Below are 15730 nucleotides of genomic sequence, written 5' to 3'. Positions count from 1 at the left end.
GGGGGAATATTAATGAAAAAAATTAAAAAAATGTTGGCTCTGGCGTTGGTAGGTGCCTTGGTTTTCGTTAGCGGGTGTTCAAGCGGCGGATCGCAGGCATCAAACGGAGCGGGGGAAAAGCTAAAAATTGGCGCGATCTACCCCTTTACAGGAGGGGCCGCCCTTCTGGGAGATGAAAGCTTTCGGGGTGCCGAACTTGCGGTAAAACTAAGGAATCAAAAAGGTGGCGTAGCTGGCGGAAAAACGATTGAGTTAAGTAAAGCTGATGCACCTGATGCCAACGCTGCGCAGTCCCAAGCTAATCGCTTAATTTCTCAGGAAAACATACAATTAATTATTGGCTCCTATTCAAGTGCTATTTCCATGTCTGCAAGTGAGGTGGCCGAAAGAAACGGAGTTGTATACTGGGAGCTTGGGGCTATATCTGACCCCATTACAGACCGGGGATATAAATATGTATTCAGAACAAATCCCACATCTTCACAATTCGCACGCTCAGAAATCGATTACATTAAAGAAGTTTTACCGGCAAAGCTAGGTAAGAATCTTAGCGATTTAAAGATAGCCCTAGCTCATGAAGATTCACTCTATGGCACAACTGTTGCAGGATTTATTGAAAAGTATGCTAAAGAAGAAAAGTTAAATGTTGTTACTAATCAGGCTTATAACATGAATTCTGTTGACCTTTCTTCTGTAGTACTGAACCTAAAGAAAGCTCAACCGGACGTATTGATCGCCGTTTCTTATCTTAATGATGCTATATTGTTGACACGGCAGTCAAAGGAGTTAGGTTTTGATGTTCCCGTGTTTATCGGATCGGGTGGAGGTCACACAATGACAGACTTCCAGAAAGCACTAGGCGCGGATGCCAATGGCATACTTGATGCTGACTTCCCGCAGTATGAAATTAATAAATCCTTTACTCCTGGGCTTGATGAGTTTATAAAGTTATATAAAGATACTTATGGAACAGCACCCCGTTCTGGTCACTCAGTCACCAACTTCATGGGTATGAATGTTCTCTTAAATATCATAGACAAGGTTGGAAGTTTAGATCCTAACAAAATTCAGGAAGCAGCCAAGAATTACAAATTGGAACCCGGAAAATCTGAAACCGGGTGGGGAGTAGAATTTAACGACAAGGGCCAGAACAAATTAGGTAAGGCTTATGTTACGCAATGGGTTGACGGAAAACTTGTCACGGTATGGCCGAAAGAAGCGGCAGTACAAGAGTCCAAACTTCCGTTGCTAAAATGGAGCGAAAGAAAATAGTGTTTTCAACTAAGACAGGGGAGTAGCCCTCCCCTGTCTGCTAAAAGCATTTCCTGGACAAGGAGAGTAGATATTGGTAAGCAGTTAGTTCCGCACTAAAAATTAAAGTCTCCATCACAACAAGGACATCATAAAGGGAGGTATAAGATGGACCAGATTATACAAGTTGTAATTTCCGGCATCCTGGTTGGGGGCATTTATGCGCTAATTAGCATGGGCCTAAATCTTATTCTAGGAGTAGTAAGAATTATCAATTTTGCTCATGGAGAATTCTTGATGTTGGCGATGTACATTAGTTTCTTCCTATATAGTGTTTGGGGTCTTGATCCTTATGTGTCTGCCCTACTCGTGGCGCTTATTTTATTTGTTTTCGGATTGCTTATCCAGAGAATTGTAATCCAGCCTATTTTAAATACTTCAGCAACCGTCAAGATTTTCGTCACCCTGGGACTCTCAATAACTTTACAAAACTTTGCGTTAATGCTCTGGCGTGCTGATTTTCGCAGTGTGCATACGGCGTATCAGACTGCAGTAATTAATGTAGGGTCAGTGGCAATTAGCATACCTAGGTTAATCGCGTTTGTCGTGGCTATTTTAGTTGCAGTCGGAATGTATCTGTTTTTGAATAAAACACTGGTTGGAAAAGCCATTCGGGCTGTAGCAATGGAAAAAAGAGCGGCAGCATTAATGGGCATAAATGTAAAGAGAATTTATCTGCTTGCTTTTGGCCTAGGTTCTGCAATCGTAGGCTTAGCTGGCGCTTTATTAATACCGATTTACTATGTTTTCCCAACAGTCGGAACTTTGTTTGTCTTAATATCGTTTGTTGTCGTTGTCTTAGGTGGAATGGGCAGCATGTTAGGAGCATTTCTCGGAGGGTTAATCATTGGTCTGGTAGAAGCAGTAGCAGGCGTTCTAATTGCTCCGGGGCTCAAAGAGGCAGTGTATTTTATTATCTTTATTTTAGTCCTTCTGTTTCGACCCTCAGGGTTATTTAGCTTAGGGAAAGGTTCAGAGGAGGTAGGGTTGAAATGAGAGAGTTATTATCTAAAAAGTCAATCTTTCTCTTTATCTTACTAATTGCAGCATTAGCTCTACCTAGTTTTCTCAAGAATAAGTTTTATATGAATATTGTAATTATGGTGATTTTTTATGCTGCACTCAGTAGCTCTTGGAACATTTTAGCGGGTTATGCCGGTCAATTATCTTTAGGCCATACAATTTTCTTCGGTTTAGGTGCATATACATCCACCTTGTTGTTAGTAAAAATGGGAGTCTCACCTTGGTTAGGACTATTTGTTGCTTTAATAGTAAGCATGGGCATTGGTGCTCTTATCGGTTATCCCGCTTTTAGATTGAAGGGGCCGTTCTTTACGCTGGCGACTCTCGCTTTTTCGGAAGTCATTCGTTATGTAGCCTCTTTTTGGAAAGAGTTGACTAACGGAGCAATGGGTATCAACATACCGTTTAAGCCAGGTTTATCTACGATGATGTTTCGTACGAAAGAACCTTACTATTTCATAGCTCTGGGGATGTTGCTACTAATTATTATAATCACGTATTTAATCGATCGTTCAAAAGTCGGATCATATTTTATAGCAATCCGGGAAAATGAAGATGCAGCTGAAGTTCTGGGTATTCCTATAACTCGTTACAAGCTATATGCCATACTGATCAGCTCTGGTTTAGCAGCGATGACCGGTGTTTTTTATGCTCAATATATTCTGTTTATCGAGCCGGAAGCTGTATTTAACATCAACTTTTCAAGCCAAATCGCCTTGATGTCTATAATCGGTGGCATGGGCACGATATTTGGGCCTATTGTGGGAGCGGTACTTTTAGTTCCATTAAATGAAATCGTCAGGTCAACATTTTCCGGTTTAAATGGACTAAACTTTTTTATCTACGGTATCGTATTAATAGTCGTTGTTTCATGGATGCCAAACGGTATTCTGCCGACAATCACTGATCAGGTCAAAAGACGCCGATTAAAAGTGAACACAGACAGAAAGGGGGCCGAAAATTGATTCTGCAAGTTAACAGTGCTAGAAAAGATTTTGGAGGAGTTACTGCTGTTAATAATGTTAGTTTCGACGTGAAACAGCAAGAAATCGTTGGCATCATAGGACCTAACGGAGCAGGAAAAACCACACTGTTTAATCTCATTTCCGGTGCCCTTCCTCTCTCTGCCGGCAAGATATTATTTAAGGGTGAGGATATTACGAGTCAAAAGCCTGATCTAATCTGTAAGAAAGGGGTTGGCAGGACATTTCAAGAGGTTAAACCTTTCGGAAATATTAGCGTCTTGGAAAATGTTCAGACCGGAGCTTATAATCGTCTTTCTAAAAGGAAAGAAGCCAGAGAATTCGCAGAACACGTTTTGGAAAAAGTCAAGTTAATCCACCGAAAGGATGTTACCGCAAGAAGTCTAACTATCGCAGATAAGAAGAGATTAGAAGTTGCTAGGGCATTGGCAACAAAACCAGAGCTTCTTCTATTAGACGAAGTGATGGCAGGCCTTAATCCTAGCGAAATTCAAGAGATAATTCCCTTAATCAGAAGCTTGGCGGGGGAAGGAATTACGTTAATTGTAATTGAGCACATTATGGAAGTAATTATTCAATTGTCTCATCGAGTCATTGTTATTCAGCATGGAGAAAAGATTGCCGAAGGAACTCCAACGGAAGTTATAAATGATAAGAGAGTAATCGAAGCTTACCTCGGGGAGGAGATAACCATTGCTTAAGTGTAAATTGGTTAATTTATTCTATGGTGAAGTTCAAGCGCTCTGGGATGTCGATCTTGAGGTAAAACAAGGGGAAATAGTAGCACTCTTGGGAGCCAATGCAGCGGGGAAGTCAACCACAATCAATGCAATTTCGGGACTCGAAAAAATATCATCCGGCAAGATTCTCTTTGAAGGAACTGAAATACAAAAAAAAGACCCCCATGAAATCGTTGAGATGGGAATCATTCAGGTTCCAGAGGGACGAAAATTATTTTCTTATATGACAATTGAAGAAAATTTAGAGTTAGGTGCCTATTCCAAAAGGGCGAGGGCAAGTTTTAAGAAGAATTTAGAGACGGTTTTTGAACTTTTCCCGATCTTAAAAGAAAGAAGAAAACAACTGGCAGGTTCAATGAGTGGTGGGCAACAACAAATGTGTGCTGTTGCCAGGGGTTTAATGGGAAATCCCAAGTTTTTAATGATAGATGAACTGTCATTGGGTTTAGCACCAATGGTAGTTAAGCAATTGTTTGAAGTATTAAAACAGATCTCGCAAAGAGGAATTACCATTTTGCTCGTAGAGCAAAATGTCAAGCACTCCCTTGCTATTTCAGACTCAGCCTTTGTTCTAAAAAATGGCCGTCTTGCTTTATCCGGAAAAGCGTCAGATCTACTAAACGATCCGCATTTGCAACAGGCTTATTTAGGAAAGTAGGTCATAGCATGCAGGCACTAGTTAAAACAAAAAATGTTAAGGAATTAATAATCAAGGATGTAGCATTGCCTAAGCCGGCTCTAGGGGAAGCCCTGATAAAAGTTGAGTACTGCGGGGTTTGTGGAAGTGATTTGCATGCATACAATCACGCCCCTGGATATGAATTTGTGGAAATGCCTCGTATCTTAGGTCATGAAATCGTCGGGACAGTTGTCGCTGCCGTAGGAGAGGATTCAAGTCTTTTTTTAAACAAGAAAGTAGTGGCAGAATCAATCCAACATTGTGGAATGTGCAAATGTTGCCAAGAGAAGCGAACAAATATATGCGAGCACACTGAAGTTATGGGATTGCACTTTGACGGGGGTATGGCCGAATATGTGAAGTGCAAAATCAAATACTTAAAAGAAATTCCGGCCAATATGTCGGATTCGATTGCAGTGCTTACTGAGCCAATGACGATTGCTGTGCATGCAGTAGAAGCTGTCGGTATGGTTAACCAAGGAGATGTTGTGCTCGTACAGGGACCGGGTATTATTGGTTTCTTTGTGGCATTAGTTTCTAAAGCCCTGGGGGCAAAAGTGATATTGTCTGGACTGAAACGAGATTACGAAGCCCGCTTAAGCTATGCGAGAGATTTTCGAATTGAGACAATTATAGTAGATGAGGGCGAAAATCTCAGAGAACAAGCGGACATTCTGTTTGAATGTTCGGGATCTTCAAAAGCAGTAAATCTCGGATTACAGAGTCTGAAAAAAGGAGGAAAGGCGGTGTTTGTAGCGTTATATGAAAGTTCCACTGACCTTTTCCTAACGAAAGCGGTACGGAATGAATGGGCGTTACTTACAAGTTATGGTTCAAAGCCAGAGGATTATACACGGGCATTTGAGATCTTAAACATGTTCAGTTCGCAGCTGGAAAATATTATATCCCCTTATCAATTGCCTAATGCTAAAGACGCCTTTGAAGATGCAATGGAACAGAAAGTGCTTAAGCCTATTCTGGTGTTTTAGATTACTAAAGTTGAGGTGGAAGTCTTGGACAGTCATTACATTTCAGAGACAATAAAAATAATGCAGAGTCATCGTTCAATTAGAAAGTTTACAAAAGATCCAATTCCGGCAAAACATTTGTTGGAAATAGTCAAGGCCGGTCAAGGAGCGCCTTCATCGAATTTCGTCCAAGCGTATTCAGTAATTCAAATCACCAATGAAGATAAAAAGCAAAAAGTCGGGGCTTTGTCAAATAATCTCGATCCTATTATCGGGAGTGCAGTGTTTTTGCTTTTCTGTGTTGATATGAAGAGATTGGAAGTCGCATGTGCTAAGCAAGGTGTCGAGATGCGATATGATACGATGGAAAATTTTATTGTAGGTATCATTGACGTATCTTTGATTGCCCAAAATGTTTTGACAGCTGCTGAATCTTTGGGTTATGGAGGTTGCTATATTGGTGGAGTGCGCAATAATCCTGAATTAATCAGCGAGATTGTCGGTCTCCCAGATAAAGTGTTCCCGGTATTCGGTATGGCTTTAGGCATACCGGCCGAAGAACAGATCGTAAAACCCAGGTTACCAATTGAAGGTGTTTTTCAAGTAGACGAATATGATGAGAAACAATATCCAGTCATTATTAACAAATATGATGAAATAATGGAGCAATATTATAAGTCTCGCTTAAGCAATAACAAGAATAGCAGTTGGTCTCAAACTATGGCAGATTTTTATAGCGAAAACAGAAGAATGCATATGAAGAAATTCTTAGAAGACAAAGGATTTACCTTAGAATAGGATTTGATTCTGTGGGGGGATATGCCAATGAGAAATTCGATAGCGATTGTTACGGGCGCTGGCAGAGGCATTGGCAAAGCAATCGCTAAAGGGTTAGTTAGACAGGGGATCCATGTTATTGTTAATGACTTCGATGAAAACCTGGCACGGCAGGCTGTAGATGAGATTGGACAATCTTCTTCTTACTATGTATGTGATGTTTCTGATTATAATTTGGTTTCTAGGTTTATTTCAGATGTGAAGACAATTTACGGTCAGATTGATATAGTCGTGAATAATGCGGGGATATCTCCGAAAAAAATGGGGAATAAAGTTCCAATATATGAGATGGACCCGAGTGAGTGGCAACGCGTTGTAGAGATTAACCTGAATGGGGCGTTCTATATGACGAGGTTAGTTTCCCCACTCATGATTGAACAAAAATTTGGGCGTATTATTAACATGTCCTCAATTGCTGCAAAAAGCTATATCGATGTTACAGGGAGTCACTATGCAGCAACAAAAGCGGGGTTAATCGGGCTGACGAAAGCCTCGGCAGGAGAGTTGGCTCCGTATGGGATAACTGTCAATGCCATTGCCCCGGGAAGAATAAGAACTGAAATGATGGAAGGGGTAAGTTCAAAAGATAATGAATCTATTTTAATCCAAATAGCTTCCGGTAAGTTTGGAGAAGTGGAAGATGTTGCTGGGGTGATTGAGTTTTTAGTCAGTGATAAGGCATCTTATATTACCGGGGCAGTGATCAATGTTGATGGTGGCTGGGTTATGGCGTAGCAAGAAGAGGGATTGTAACTATTCAGGAGTCAGTAGTCAGTAGACAGGAGTCAGAATAAGAAAACAACAGGATAGTAATGACATTATCTTAATTCGTCAATGGGCGTATATATTTTCCCAGAGTTATTCTCCTCGCAGAGGATAAGAACGGGCATTAAATAATAGATTTGGACACTTCTTTATGAATTCTGACTCCTGAATTCTGAATACCTGAATAGTGAACCGCAATTAAATAGATGGATAACTGGTTGCTGACAAACTACCCATATTGATTTGTCAGCAATTTTTATGTGCATATAAGCGAGGGTATCCAGTCGGAACCAATACGGTCGGTAAGACCCAGGAATATGGAGAAAAAATTTTCTTAAAAGTAGGAGGATTTTGCGTTAAAACGGAGAATATTATCAATCATAAAATTGTATACGATTTAGTATACTAAATTCTTCGTCTCGTTGATAAACACAATTTGGGGGTACGGTTCAATGGATCTCGGATTAAAAGAGTCTATTACTTCTGATGAGGTTGCCTACAAAAAAATTCGAGGTGCTATTGTAAGCGGGTATTTTAAGGCCGGAGAGCGTTTGCGGGAGCAAGAGCTTGGTGACAAACTGGGAATTAGCCGGACTCCAGTGAGAGAAGCCTTACGCCGTCTGGAACGAGAGGGTTTCTTAAGAAAAGACCCTTATAAGGGGGTTATGGTCCGGAAGTTTACTTATCAGGAAGCGGAAAACATTTATCAAGTTAGGGCTGTGCTGGAAGGGTTGGGTGCTTATCTGCTTGCTGAGACATCCAGCCCGGAAATACTTGAAAAACTAAAGCAAACATTTGCTCTTGCAGGGCAGGCTCTAAGTGAAGAAGACCTAGGAAGGGTGGCTCAACTTAATAATGATTTTCATGCCATTATTGCAACCGGCCATCACAACACCATGTTGGCCGAAATGCTCCTGAATCTCCATGGATGTATTTCCGTCCTGCGCGTCTCTACCTGGACTATACCACGCCGCCCGGTAAACACTCACCATGAGCATCAAGCAATAATAGATGCTATTGAAAGGCGGAAACCTGAGGAAGCCCGAACTGCTGCTACCCTTCATATACAAAAATCGTGGGAGGTAGCCAGTACGGTCATAAAACAGCGGGATGTTGATTTATGAAAGGGGTGAAGCTAAGACAAGAATAATCAGAAAAATGGCAATAGACCCAATGGGCTAAAAAAACTAATTAATCGAAAAAGAGGAGTGACTTACATTGGCAGAAAAGGCTATGGTATTGAAGAACTTTATTAACGGAGAATGGATAGAGTCTAGAACTCAGGAGTTTGCAGAAGTAAGAAATTCAGCAACGGACGAAGTAATTGCCCTGTGTCCGATGTCTTTGCAATCTGACGCAGATCAAGCGGTTCAGGCGGGAAAAGATGCTTTCTGGGAATGGCGTACTACCCCTATTCCCGAGAGGATAGAGTACATGTTTGCCCTTAAACAAAAGATGGAAGAAAACAAGAGTGAACTGGCCAAGATCATTAGCGCCGAGCATGGTAAGACTTATAAAGAAGGGTTGGATGAGCTGACCCGTACTTTGCAGTATGTAGAAGATGCATGTGCGATGCCCCAACTGATGAAAGGAGCCTATACCGAGGATATTGCCCATGGAGTTGATGAGTATTTTGTCCGGGAGCCTCTGGGGGTATTCTTAGTTCTTCCTCCGTTCAATTTCCCGGCCATGATTCCTACTTATTTTGTGTGGGCCGTAGCAGCAGGAAATCCTGTTGTCATTAAATCCAGTAGTATTTGCCCGATGACAGTTCAGAAAATTGTCGAACTCGTTCAGGAAACGGGTTTGCCTAAAGGAGTTTTGAACTTAATTCACGGGAGCGGCAGCGAAATGGGCAATTACCTTATCAGCCATCCGGACATTGTCGGGGTAAGCTTTGTCGGTTCTTCTCAAGTGGGCTTGGAGATCTACAAGGGCGCTACTGCTCACGGCAAAAGGGCTCAGGTGCAAGGCGGCGCAAAGAATCATGCCTTGGTCATGGATGACGCTGTGATGGACGAGACGATAAAAAATGTTGTCAGTTCCTGCTTTGGACATATCGGTGAAAGATGTTTCGCAGTTTCCAATGTTCTGGTGGCGGAAGCTGTTTATGACGAATTCAAAGAAAAGTTCTTGGCAGCGACTAAAGCCCTAAAAGTCGGTCCCGGAACAGACGAAACAACTAATTTAGGGCCTGTAGTCAGTAGAAAGCATCTGAACAAGTTGCTTGAAGAGATTGAAACCGGGGTCAAAGAAGGTGGAAAGTTACTTCTTGACGGGCGAGGAGTGAAAGTAGAGGGTTATCCCAATGGGTATTTCTTAGGACCGACTGTCTTTGAGGCAGAACCTGAGATGCACATTTTCCAGGAAGAGCTTTTTGGCCCGGTACGATGCCTTAAGAAGGTAAAAGACCTTGATGAAGCGATAGAGATTATTAACCAAAGTCGTTATGGGCATACCGCAGTGATTTACACTGAGACCGGCGCATACGCCAGAGACTTCATCCAACAATGTGAAGTGGGGCAAGTGGGCGTCAATGTCGGAACTCCGGCACCAATTGCTTTTTATCCGGTAGGTGGACGTAAACTCTCGATGTATGGTTCGACTCGCGGACGCGCCAATGATGCTATCGATTTCTATACAGATAAGAAAGTAGTCGTTACGCGGTGGTTGAAGCGTAAAGTTAAAGAAGCAGGCAAAAGTACAGGTGTTCCTGTTAACTGGTAATTTTTAAGGAGGGGAAAGAATGAAAATCCGCAAACTATTGACTGTGGTTGAAGAGACTCTCCAAGAGGCGGGGCAGGACTTACCAAAGCGCACGCGCAAGGCGGCGGCTATTGCCGTGATTAAGAACCCTTTTGCCGGAAAGTACCAAGAAGACTTAAGCGAACTGACGGATGTTGGTGAAAAGCTGGGTGAAATTCTCGGAAACAGGGCAGTTGCAGCACTGGGGGGCGATAAAAGTCTAATTGAGAGCTACGGAAAAGCAGCTGTTGTCGGAGCAGCCGGTGAACTCGAACACGCAGCGGCTATTCTTCACCCCAAGCTGGGCAAACCTTTCCGCGAAGCAGTGGGCGGAGGCAAGGCTATTATACCCTCGGCTAAAAAAATGGGTGGACTTGGTACTGGTATCGATGTGCCTCTTCATTACAAGGATGCGGCTTTTGTACGGACACATTATGACGCGATGGAGGTCCGGGTCCCAGATGCGCCCCGTTCTGACGAAATCTTAGTTGTTTTGGTGGTGACTGACTCAGGAAGGCCATTACCTCGAATTGGTGGACTTCAGAAAGAAGAGATTAAAGGGGAAGACGGTCTTCGTTAATAGCAGGTCGGGGAGGGATTTTAATGGCTAATTTAGCGATAACCAACATTGGAACAATTGTGAGCGGTGATATTAAGAATCCGGTACTATCAGGAAATACCGTGCTTGTACGGGATGGGAAAATTGCTGCGATAGGGGATGCCGGTATCCTAAGCGGTGAAGCTATTGACAGAACAGTTGATGCTCAGGGGATCACCCTTATGCCTGGAATGCTTGATTCTCACGTTCACCCGGTCTTCGGGGATTTTACTCCTCGTCAAAAAATGATGGATTATATCGATAGCTCTTTGCATGGCGGGGTCACGACCATGATCTCAGCAGGGGAACCTCATCTTCCGGGACGTCCCAAAGATCCAGTGGGAGTTAAAGCGCTGGCCATTCTAGCATCCCGTTCTTTCCGGAATGCTCGTCCTGGGGGAGTGAAAGTGCATGCGGGCGCGCTGATTCTCGAACAGGGATTAAAAGAAGAAGATTTCGCTGAACTGAAAGCAGGGGGAGTTTGGTTAGTCGGTGAGGTTGGGCTCGGCAGCGTCCGCAAACCGGAAGATGCCGCACCGATGGTGGCTTGGGCACACAAGTACGGATTCAAAGTAGCGATGCATACGGGTGGAACTTCAATCCCCGGTAGTTCAACCGTGACTGCTGATGATGTCCTGGCGATTAAGCCAGATGTGGTATCCCATATTAACGGCGGAACAACCGCTGTTGCTCCAGCGGAAGTGAGAAAGATCATTGAGCTCAGTGATTTTGCGATTGAAGTTGTGCAGTGTGGTAATCCCAAAGCTGCTCTGCAAGCTGTGGAAATCTTGTCTGAGCGCAACGAACTCTCAAGGTTAATTATGGGCAATGATGCTCCCTCAGGAACAGGAGTAATTCCGTTGGGAATGTTAAGGAATTTGGCTCTTCTTGCTTCCGTCGGGGGTTTAGACCCTGCCCAAGCGATTGCCGCCGCTACCGGAAATACGGCCAGAGTTTTCGGCTTGAATACAGGGATCATCGAAATTGGCAGGGAAGCAGATTTAGTCTTAGTGGATGCTCCCATGGGTTCATTCGGGCAGGATGCACTCGAAGGATTAAAGGTTGGGGATATTCCTGGTGTGGCTATGGTAATTGTTGATGGAGAGATCAAAGCCGGAATTAGCAGAAATACTCCTCCCCCGACACATAAGCCGGTTATTAAATAGTGTTCGGTAAAAAAATTCCTTAATTCTCGTTGCGAAGGGATTCGCTTGCAAATACCGAATGCTGTAGGACTTTTTCACCGGGATCAGGTAAAAAATATAATTGTCTGGAGGCTTAGTTCGATGGTACAGATTGAATCAGAATTGTGTTCCGGCTGCGGTCTCTGTATCAAGGACTGCCCTCTGCAATGCATTACGTTGCAAGAAAAGAAGGCCGTTATCGGAGAAGGATGTTCATCCTGTGGGGTTTGCACTCAAGTCTGTCCCCGTACAGCGGCTAAAAAAGTGGAACAACAGGTAGTTGGAGTCGTAACTTGCGGCTCCTGCCCTGTTCAATGTGAAATTCAAGAGGGATTTACCGGAGCCTGTCGCAGGTATACTAATGAAAACGGAAAATTAATACGCAATCGATCCCTGGTGTCTGACGTGCCGGAGCCCGTAAAACAGCCACCCGAAATAAGTTGGCCCTTAATTACGGCTATAGGGGCAGGAACGGAGTATCCTGACCCGCGGCCTGCTCCCTATATCGTGCAAGGCAACAGGGGAGGAATCGAAGTTGTGACCGTTGTCACGGAAGCTCCGTTAAGTTATAGCGGAGTAAAGGTAAAAATAGACACTAATTTTCATATCGGGGAAGAAGGAACTAAGGTCCGACGCGACGGGCGCGTGGTTGGTATAGTAGATACCGAAGAGTACGGTTCTAAAATTTTAAGCCTTGGGGGGGCTAACCTTCTTACCGGGAAAACCGGCTTTATCGTAGCCCGTACAATTGTAGATATTGCTAACAGGCAAAGAGTTTCATTAAAAATTGACAGCGGCAGTGAATTGGAATTACAGGTTGGGCATCATCCTGTTATAGACGGGCAGACAGACATAACGATGAGGGTAGGGTGTGGCAGTGCCACGGTAGGACTTTTCGCCCACCATTTGAAAGACGTAGTTGATGAGGCTATTATTTTGGATCACCATGTTATCGGGCTCTTATCTGAACACCGGGCCGGACAGGAAGTGGGTATGACTTATAGTGGTGTCATTCCAAACGGGCGTAAAAGTACGCGGGGCCGTTACTTTGGCGAACACGGACACGGCTGGGGAGGAACTGACATTATAGAGCCTCGTCAAGCGATAAAAGCCGTAGATATGAATTTGGCCAAACCGGGGATGAAAATCCTAGTAACGGAGACCACAGCGCGGCAAGCAGCTCTCTTTGAAGTGTTGCCTAATGGTGATGTGTGCGAAATAGACTTGACTGAGCCAGTAAAACAAGTTGTAGCGTTAATTCACAATAATTGTGAACCGGCACGAGTTTCCGCTCTTTACACTGGTGGTACTGGAGGCTCTGCCAGAGCGGGGGTAACCATGCTTCCAATAGAACTTACGCGTGCGGTCCATCGTGGCGAAGTCCGCTTAACCATCGGAGGAGCTCCTGCTATGCTTTTGCCGGGCGGTGGCATAAACTTTATGGCTGACGTGGAAAAGGTGATTGCTTTCAACGCCTTCTCTTGGGTGCCGACTCCGGCAACGGTGGCCCCAGTTGAGTACACAATGCTCCGTAGTACCTACGAGCGAATTGGAGGTCACATTGCTCAGATACGTCAACTTGCAGAAGTTCTTGAGTAGGTTGGCTATGCTTACATTAGTAAATCCGTACCAAGTAGTAATAGATTCCGGACCTGTACAGATGAGTGTAACCGCTGAACGGAGGGGTGAGCCAATAGCCCGAGAATTACGCAAGCTGGAAGAACTGGTGAACAACTGGCTTGATGATTTAAGGCGCTATCTTCCCTTCGCTAAAAAGGCGTGGCCAGAACTCCCGGATGACATTGAATATCCAAAAATCTTAAGTAAGATGTTAAGCGCAGTAAGTTTGGCCGGAGAGCTTAACTTAACACCCATGGCTGCCGTGGCAGGTTCGATATCAGAGCTGGTCTGTGAACACCTGGCGAAACGGGGAGCAAGCAAGGTATTGGTCAATAACGGTGGCGATATTGCCATGCACCTCGGGTCGGGCGAGAAAACCAGGGTCGGTATAGTTCCCCGACTTGGGGTCAAGCCATCTCATTACCTGGATGTTGAGGGAAAAAAGATCGGTGGAATAGCAACGAGTGGAAGAGGGGGGCGCAGTTTTACCTTAGGAATTGCCGATGCCGCCGTAGCGATTGCGGCCACTTCCTCCATCGCAGACGCTTGTGCAACTGTTTTGGGCAATGCAGTTAACGTGGACTCCCCTTTCATTGAGAGAAAAGTAGCCAGGGATCTCGATCCGGCAACAGATATCCCTGAACTCCTGGTGACATGCGCTGTCCCTTCGCTGCCGCAGAGCTTAAAGCAAGAAGCCCTTGAGCACGGACTAATGAAGGCCCGGGAGCTGGTGGAGAGAAAAATAATTTATGGGGCTGCGCTCTTCCTGCAAGGAGAAATGCGTCAATTTCCTTCAGATCTGATTCATCCAATTTAAATGAAATGTACGTCCAATATATTCAGAAATGTAACTATATTAACTCTTTTCACAAGGTTTTGAACTGGCAAGTATGAAGCTGGGGTGCAACAAATGAATACCTTCGATTATTACAGAGCCGCCACTTTAGTTGAAGCGTTTGATTTGATGAGGGACAAAGCAAACTACACCCTTTTAGCGGGGGGCACTGATTTATTAGTTAAAATGAATGAAAAAATCATGAATCCGAAGGTTGTGCTTGATTTAAGCTTGATCAAAGACATGCGAGAAATTCATTTCGAAGACAATGGTCAAGTAACGATCGGTTCCTTAGTCACACATACCCAGGTTATGGATTCGAAAATTCTTCAAAAATTTGCTCCTGCTTTGGTTAAGGCTTCAAGCATGGTCGGTTCGCCGCAAATTCGTAACAGGGGCACCATCGGAGGAAATATTTGCAATGCTTCTCCTGCGGCTGATGCCGTACCGGCTCTTATCGCTCTGGGTGCTCAAGTTGAGCTGGCCAATGAAAAGCAGGTAAGAGTTATTCCCCTTGAGGATCTATTTCTGGGTCCTGGGCGCACGGTATTACAAACGGGAGAAATCCTTACCAAGATTTTATTTAAGGCGCTGAGACCTAATCAAGGTTCCGGCTTTGAAAAGCTTGGAAAGCGCAAAGCCCTGGCCATTTCCGTTGTCAATACGGGAGTTTTTATCGAGGTGGATCCCAAAACGAGAGCAATAAATGAAGCCAAAATTGTTTTAGGTTCAGTGGCCCCGACTCCAATTCGCATTAAAACAGCTGAAAATCTTTTACTGGGTAAGATTCTCTCACCGGCCCTGCTCAAAGACGTAGCGAGTGCGGTTGCGAGTGAAATTAAACCCATTGACGATATCCGTTCAAAAGCTGAATATCGCCGGGGCGTAGCCGGGGAATTAGTTAAAAGGGCGGTTGAAGAAGCTTGGAACAAAGCATCTTTCTTGGGGTGAGAACATGAATAAAGTAGCCATAAACTTTGTTCTAAACGGACAAGAGAAAGCGGTTGAAGTTGATTCAAACAGGCGCCTGGTCGATTTACTGCGTGACGACTTAGGACTCACAGGGGTCAAGCTTGGCTGCGGTGAAGGGGAATGTGGAGCCTGTACGGTGATCATCAACGGTCAGACTGCAAATTCCTGTTTAGTTTTGGCTGCCCAGGTTGACGGCACAGAAATCACCACGATTGAAGGATTGGGAGACCATGACCACCTTCATCCCCTCCAAGAAGCGTTCATTGAAGAGGGGGCGGTTCAATGCGGATTTTGTACGCCCGGCATGATTCTATCAGCCAAGGCACTCTTGGATCACAATCCTAATCCTGACAAAGCGGAGATCATTGATTCCCTTTCAGGTAATCTGTGCAGATGTACCGGCTATACTAAAATTGTCAATGCCGTTGAGAACGTGATCAGGCAGAGCAACCCTAAAAGGAGTTGAGCAG

16 protein-coding genes are annotated in these 15730 nt (G+C 44.2%); all 16 read left to right on the top strand.

The features are described 5' to 3' along the window. Nucleotides 1-12: 12 nt before the first annotated feature. The 16 genes from ACYQ2N_RS04230 to ACYQ2N_RS04155 all read left to right on the top strand — a co-directional run bounded on the left by ACYQ2N_RS04230 (nucleotide 13) and on the right by ACYQ2N_RS04155 (nucleotide 15726). Entirely contained in the window at nucleotides 13-1272 is a 1260-nt protein-coding gene (locus ACYQ2N_RS04230; protein ID WP_459997704.1) for an ABC transporter substrate-binding protein, read from the top strand. Between the two features lie 147 nt (nucleotides 1273-1419). After that, nucleotides 1420-2307: a branched-chain amino acid ABC transporter permease gene (locus ACYQ2N_RS04225; protein ID WP_459997703.1), complete on the top strand. Its 888-nt coding sequence runs from the start codon at nucleotides 1420-1422 to the stop codon at nucleotides 2305-2307. Then, nucleotides 2304-3299 (top strand): branched-chain amino acid ABC transporter permease, encoded by a 996-nt coding sequence (locus ACYQ2N_RS04220; RefSeq protein ID WP_459997702.1) that lies wholly within the window; start codon nucleotides 2304-2306, stop codon nucleotides 3297-3299. Before ACYQ2N_RS04225 ends, ACYQ2N_RS04220 begins: the two co-directional genes overlap by 4 nt. Further along, nucleotides 3296-4018 carry an ABC transporter ATP-binding protein gene (locus tag ACYQ2N_RS04215; protein WP_459997700.1) on the top strand — a complete coding sequence of 241 codons (723 nt, stop codon included), beginning with the start codon at nucleotides 3296-3298 and terminating at the stop codon, nucleotides 4016-4018. The genes ACYQ2N_RS04220 and ACYQ2N_RS04215 overlap by 4 nt, the downstream gene beginning before the upstream one ends. After that, entirely contained in the window at nucleotides 4011-4715 is a 705-nt protein-coding gene (locus ACYQ2N_RS04210; RefSeq protein WP_459997699.1) for an ABC transporter ATP-binding protein, read from the top strand. Before ACYQ2N_RS04215 ends, ACYQ2N_RS04210 begins: the two co-directional genes overlap by 8 nt. An 8-nt stretch (nucleotides 4716-4723) precedes the next feature. Then, entirely contained in the window at nucleotides 4724-5725 is a 1002-nt protein-coding gene (locus ACYQ2N_RS04205) for a zinc-dependent alcohol dehydrogenase (RefSeq protein WP_459997697.1), read from the top strand. Between the two features lie 24 nt (nucleotides 5726-5749). After that, nucleotides 5750-6502 carry an oxygen-insensitive NADPH nitroreductase gene (gene nfsA / locus ACYQ2N_RS04200; protein ID WP_459997696.1) on the top strand — a complete coding sequence of 251 codons (753 nt, stop codon included), beginning with the start codon at nucleotides 5750-5752 and terminating at the stop codon, nucleotides 6500-6502. A gap of 27 nt (nucleotides 6503-6529) precedes the next feature. Next, on the top strand, nucleotides 6530-7276 hold the full coding sequence (locus tag ACYQ2N_RS04195) for an SDR family oxidoreductase (RefSeq protein WP_459997695.1): 747 nt from the start codon (nucleotides 6530-6532) through the stop codon (nucleotides 7274-7276). A 482-nt stretch (nucleotides 7277-7758) separates the two neighbouring features. Next, entirely contained in the window at nucleotides 7759-8430 is a 672-nt protein-coding gene (locus ACYQ2N_RS04190; protein ID WP_459997693.1) for a GntR family transcriptional regulator, read from the top strand. Between the two features lie 94 nt (nucleotides 8431-8524). After that, entirely contained in the window at nucleotides 8525-10033 is a 1509-nt protein-coding gene (gene mmsA, locus ACYQ2N_RS04185) for a CoA-acylating methylmalonate-semialdehyde dehydrogenase (protein WP_459997691.1), read from the top strand. A gap of 19 nt (nucleotides 10034-10052) precedes the next feature. Further along, complete coding sequence (locus tag ACYQ2N_RS04180; RefSeq protein WP_459997690.1) at nucleotides 10053-10631, top strand: amino acid synthesis family protein; 579 nt, start codon at nucleotides 10053-10055, stop codon at nucleotides 10629-10631. 23 nt (nucleotides 10632-10654) lie between these two features. After that, nucleotides 10655-11815 carry an amidohydrolase family protein gene (locus ACYQ2N_RS04175; protein ID WP_459997688.1) on the top strand — a complete coding sequence of 387 codons (1161 nt, stop codon included), beginning with the start codon at nucleotides 10655-10657 and terminating at the stop codon, nucleotides 11813-11815. Between the two features lie 120 nt (nucleotides 11816-11935). After that, the gene (locus tag ACYQ2N_RS04170; RefSeq protein ID WP_459997686.1) at nucleotides 11936-13432 is read left to right on the top strand and encodes a DUF362 domain-containing protein; all 1497 of its coding nucleotides are present in this window, start codon (nucleotides 11936-11938) and stop codon (nucleotides 13430-13432) included. 7 nt (nucleotides 13433-13439) lie between these two features. Then, nucleotides 13440-14270, top strand: a complete 831-nt coding sequence (locus ACYQ2N_RS04165; protein WP_459997684.1) for a UPF0280 family protein — start codon at nucleotides 13440-13442, stop codon at nucleotides 14268-14270. Between the two features lie 93 nt (nucleotides 14271-14363). Continuing rightward, nucleotides 14364-15239 (top strand): FAD binding domain-containing protein, encoded by an 876-nt coding sequence (locus ACYQ2N_RS04160; RefSeq protein WP_459997682.1) that lies wholly within the window; start codon nucleotides 14364-14366, stop codon nucleotides 15237-15239. A gap of 4 nt (nucleotides 15240-15243) precedes the next feature. Then, on the top strand, nucleotides 15244-15726 hold the full coding sequence (locus tag ACYQ2N_RS04155; RefSeq protein ID WP_459997681.1) for a (2Fe-2S)-binding protein: 483 nt from the start codon (nucleotides 15244-15246) through the stop codon (nucleotides 15724-15726). Nucleotides 15727-15730: the final 4 nt, after the last annotated feature.

It is taken from the genome of Paradesulfitobacterium aromaticivorans (assembly GCF_054657415.1).
Note: the sequence above shows the minus strand (reverse complement) of the source record. Positions and strands in the feature narration are given on the sequence as shown.

Bases quoted from the DNA above. Each gene is read 5' to 3' on its own strand.
- ACYQ2N_RS04155 (WP_459997681.1), top strand. From the start codon at position 15,244: ATGAATAAAGTAGCCATAAACTTTGTTCTAAACGGACAAGAGAAAGCG.
- ACYQ2N_RS04180 (WP_459997690.1), top strand. From the start codon at position 10,053: ATGAAAATCCGCAAACTATTGACTGTGGTTGAAGAGACTCTCCAAGAG.
- ACYQ2N_RS04205 (WP_459997697.1), top strand. From the start codon at position 4,724: ATGCAGGCACTAGTTAAAACAAAAAATGTTAAGGAATTAATAATCAAG.
- ACYQ2N_RS04230 (WP_459997704.1), top strand. From the start codon at position 13: ATGAAAAAAATTAAAAAAATGTTGGCTCTGGCGTTGGTAGGTGCCTTG.
- ACYQ2N_RS04190 (WP_459997693.1), top strand. From the start codon at position 7,759: ATGGATCTCGGATTAAAAGAGTCTATTACTTCTGATGAGGTTGCCTAC.
- ACYQ2N_RS04195 (WP_459997695.1), top strand. From the start codon at position 6,530: ATGAGAAATTCGATAGCGATTGTTACGGGCGCTGGCAGAGGCATTGGC.
- ACYQ2N_RS04160 (WP_459997682.1), top strand. From the start codon at position 14,364: ATGAATACCTTCGATTATTACAGAGCCGCCACTTTAGTTGAAGCGTTT.
- ACYQ2N_RS04165 (WP_459997684.1), top strand. From the start codon at position 13,440: ATGCTTACATTAGTAAATCCGTACCAAGTAGTAATAGATTCCGGACCT.
- ACYQ2N_RS04220 (WP_459997702.1), top strand. From the start codon at position 2,304: ATGAGAGAGTTATTATCTAAAAAGTCAATCTTTCTCTTTATCTTACTA.
- ACYQ2N_RS04225 (WP_459997703.1), top strand. From the start codon at position 1,420: ATGGACCAGATTATACAAGTTGTAATTTCCGGCATCCTGGTTGGGGGC.
- ACYQ2N_RS04175 (WP_459997688.1), top strand. From the start codon at position 10,655: ATGGCTAATTTAGCGATAACCAACATTGGAACAATTGTGAGCGGTGAT.
- ACYQ2N_RS04170 (WP_459997686.1), top strand. From the start codon at position 11,936: ATGGTACAGATTGAATCAGAATTGTGTTCCGGCTGCGGTCTCTGTATC.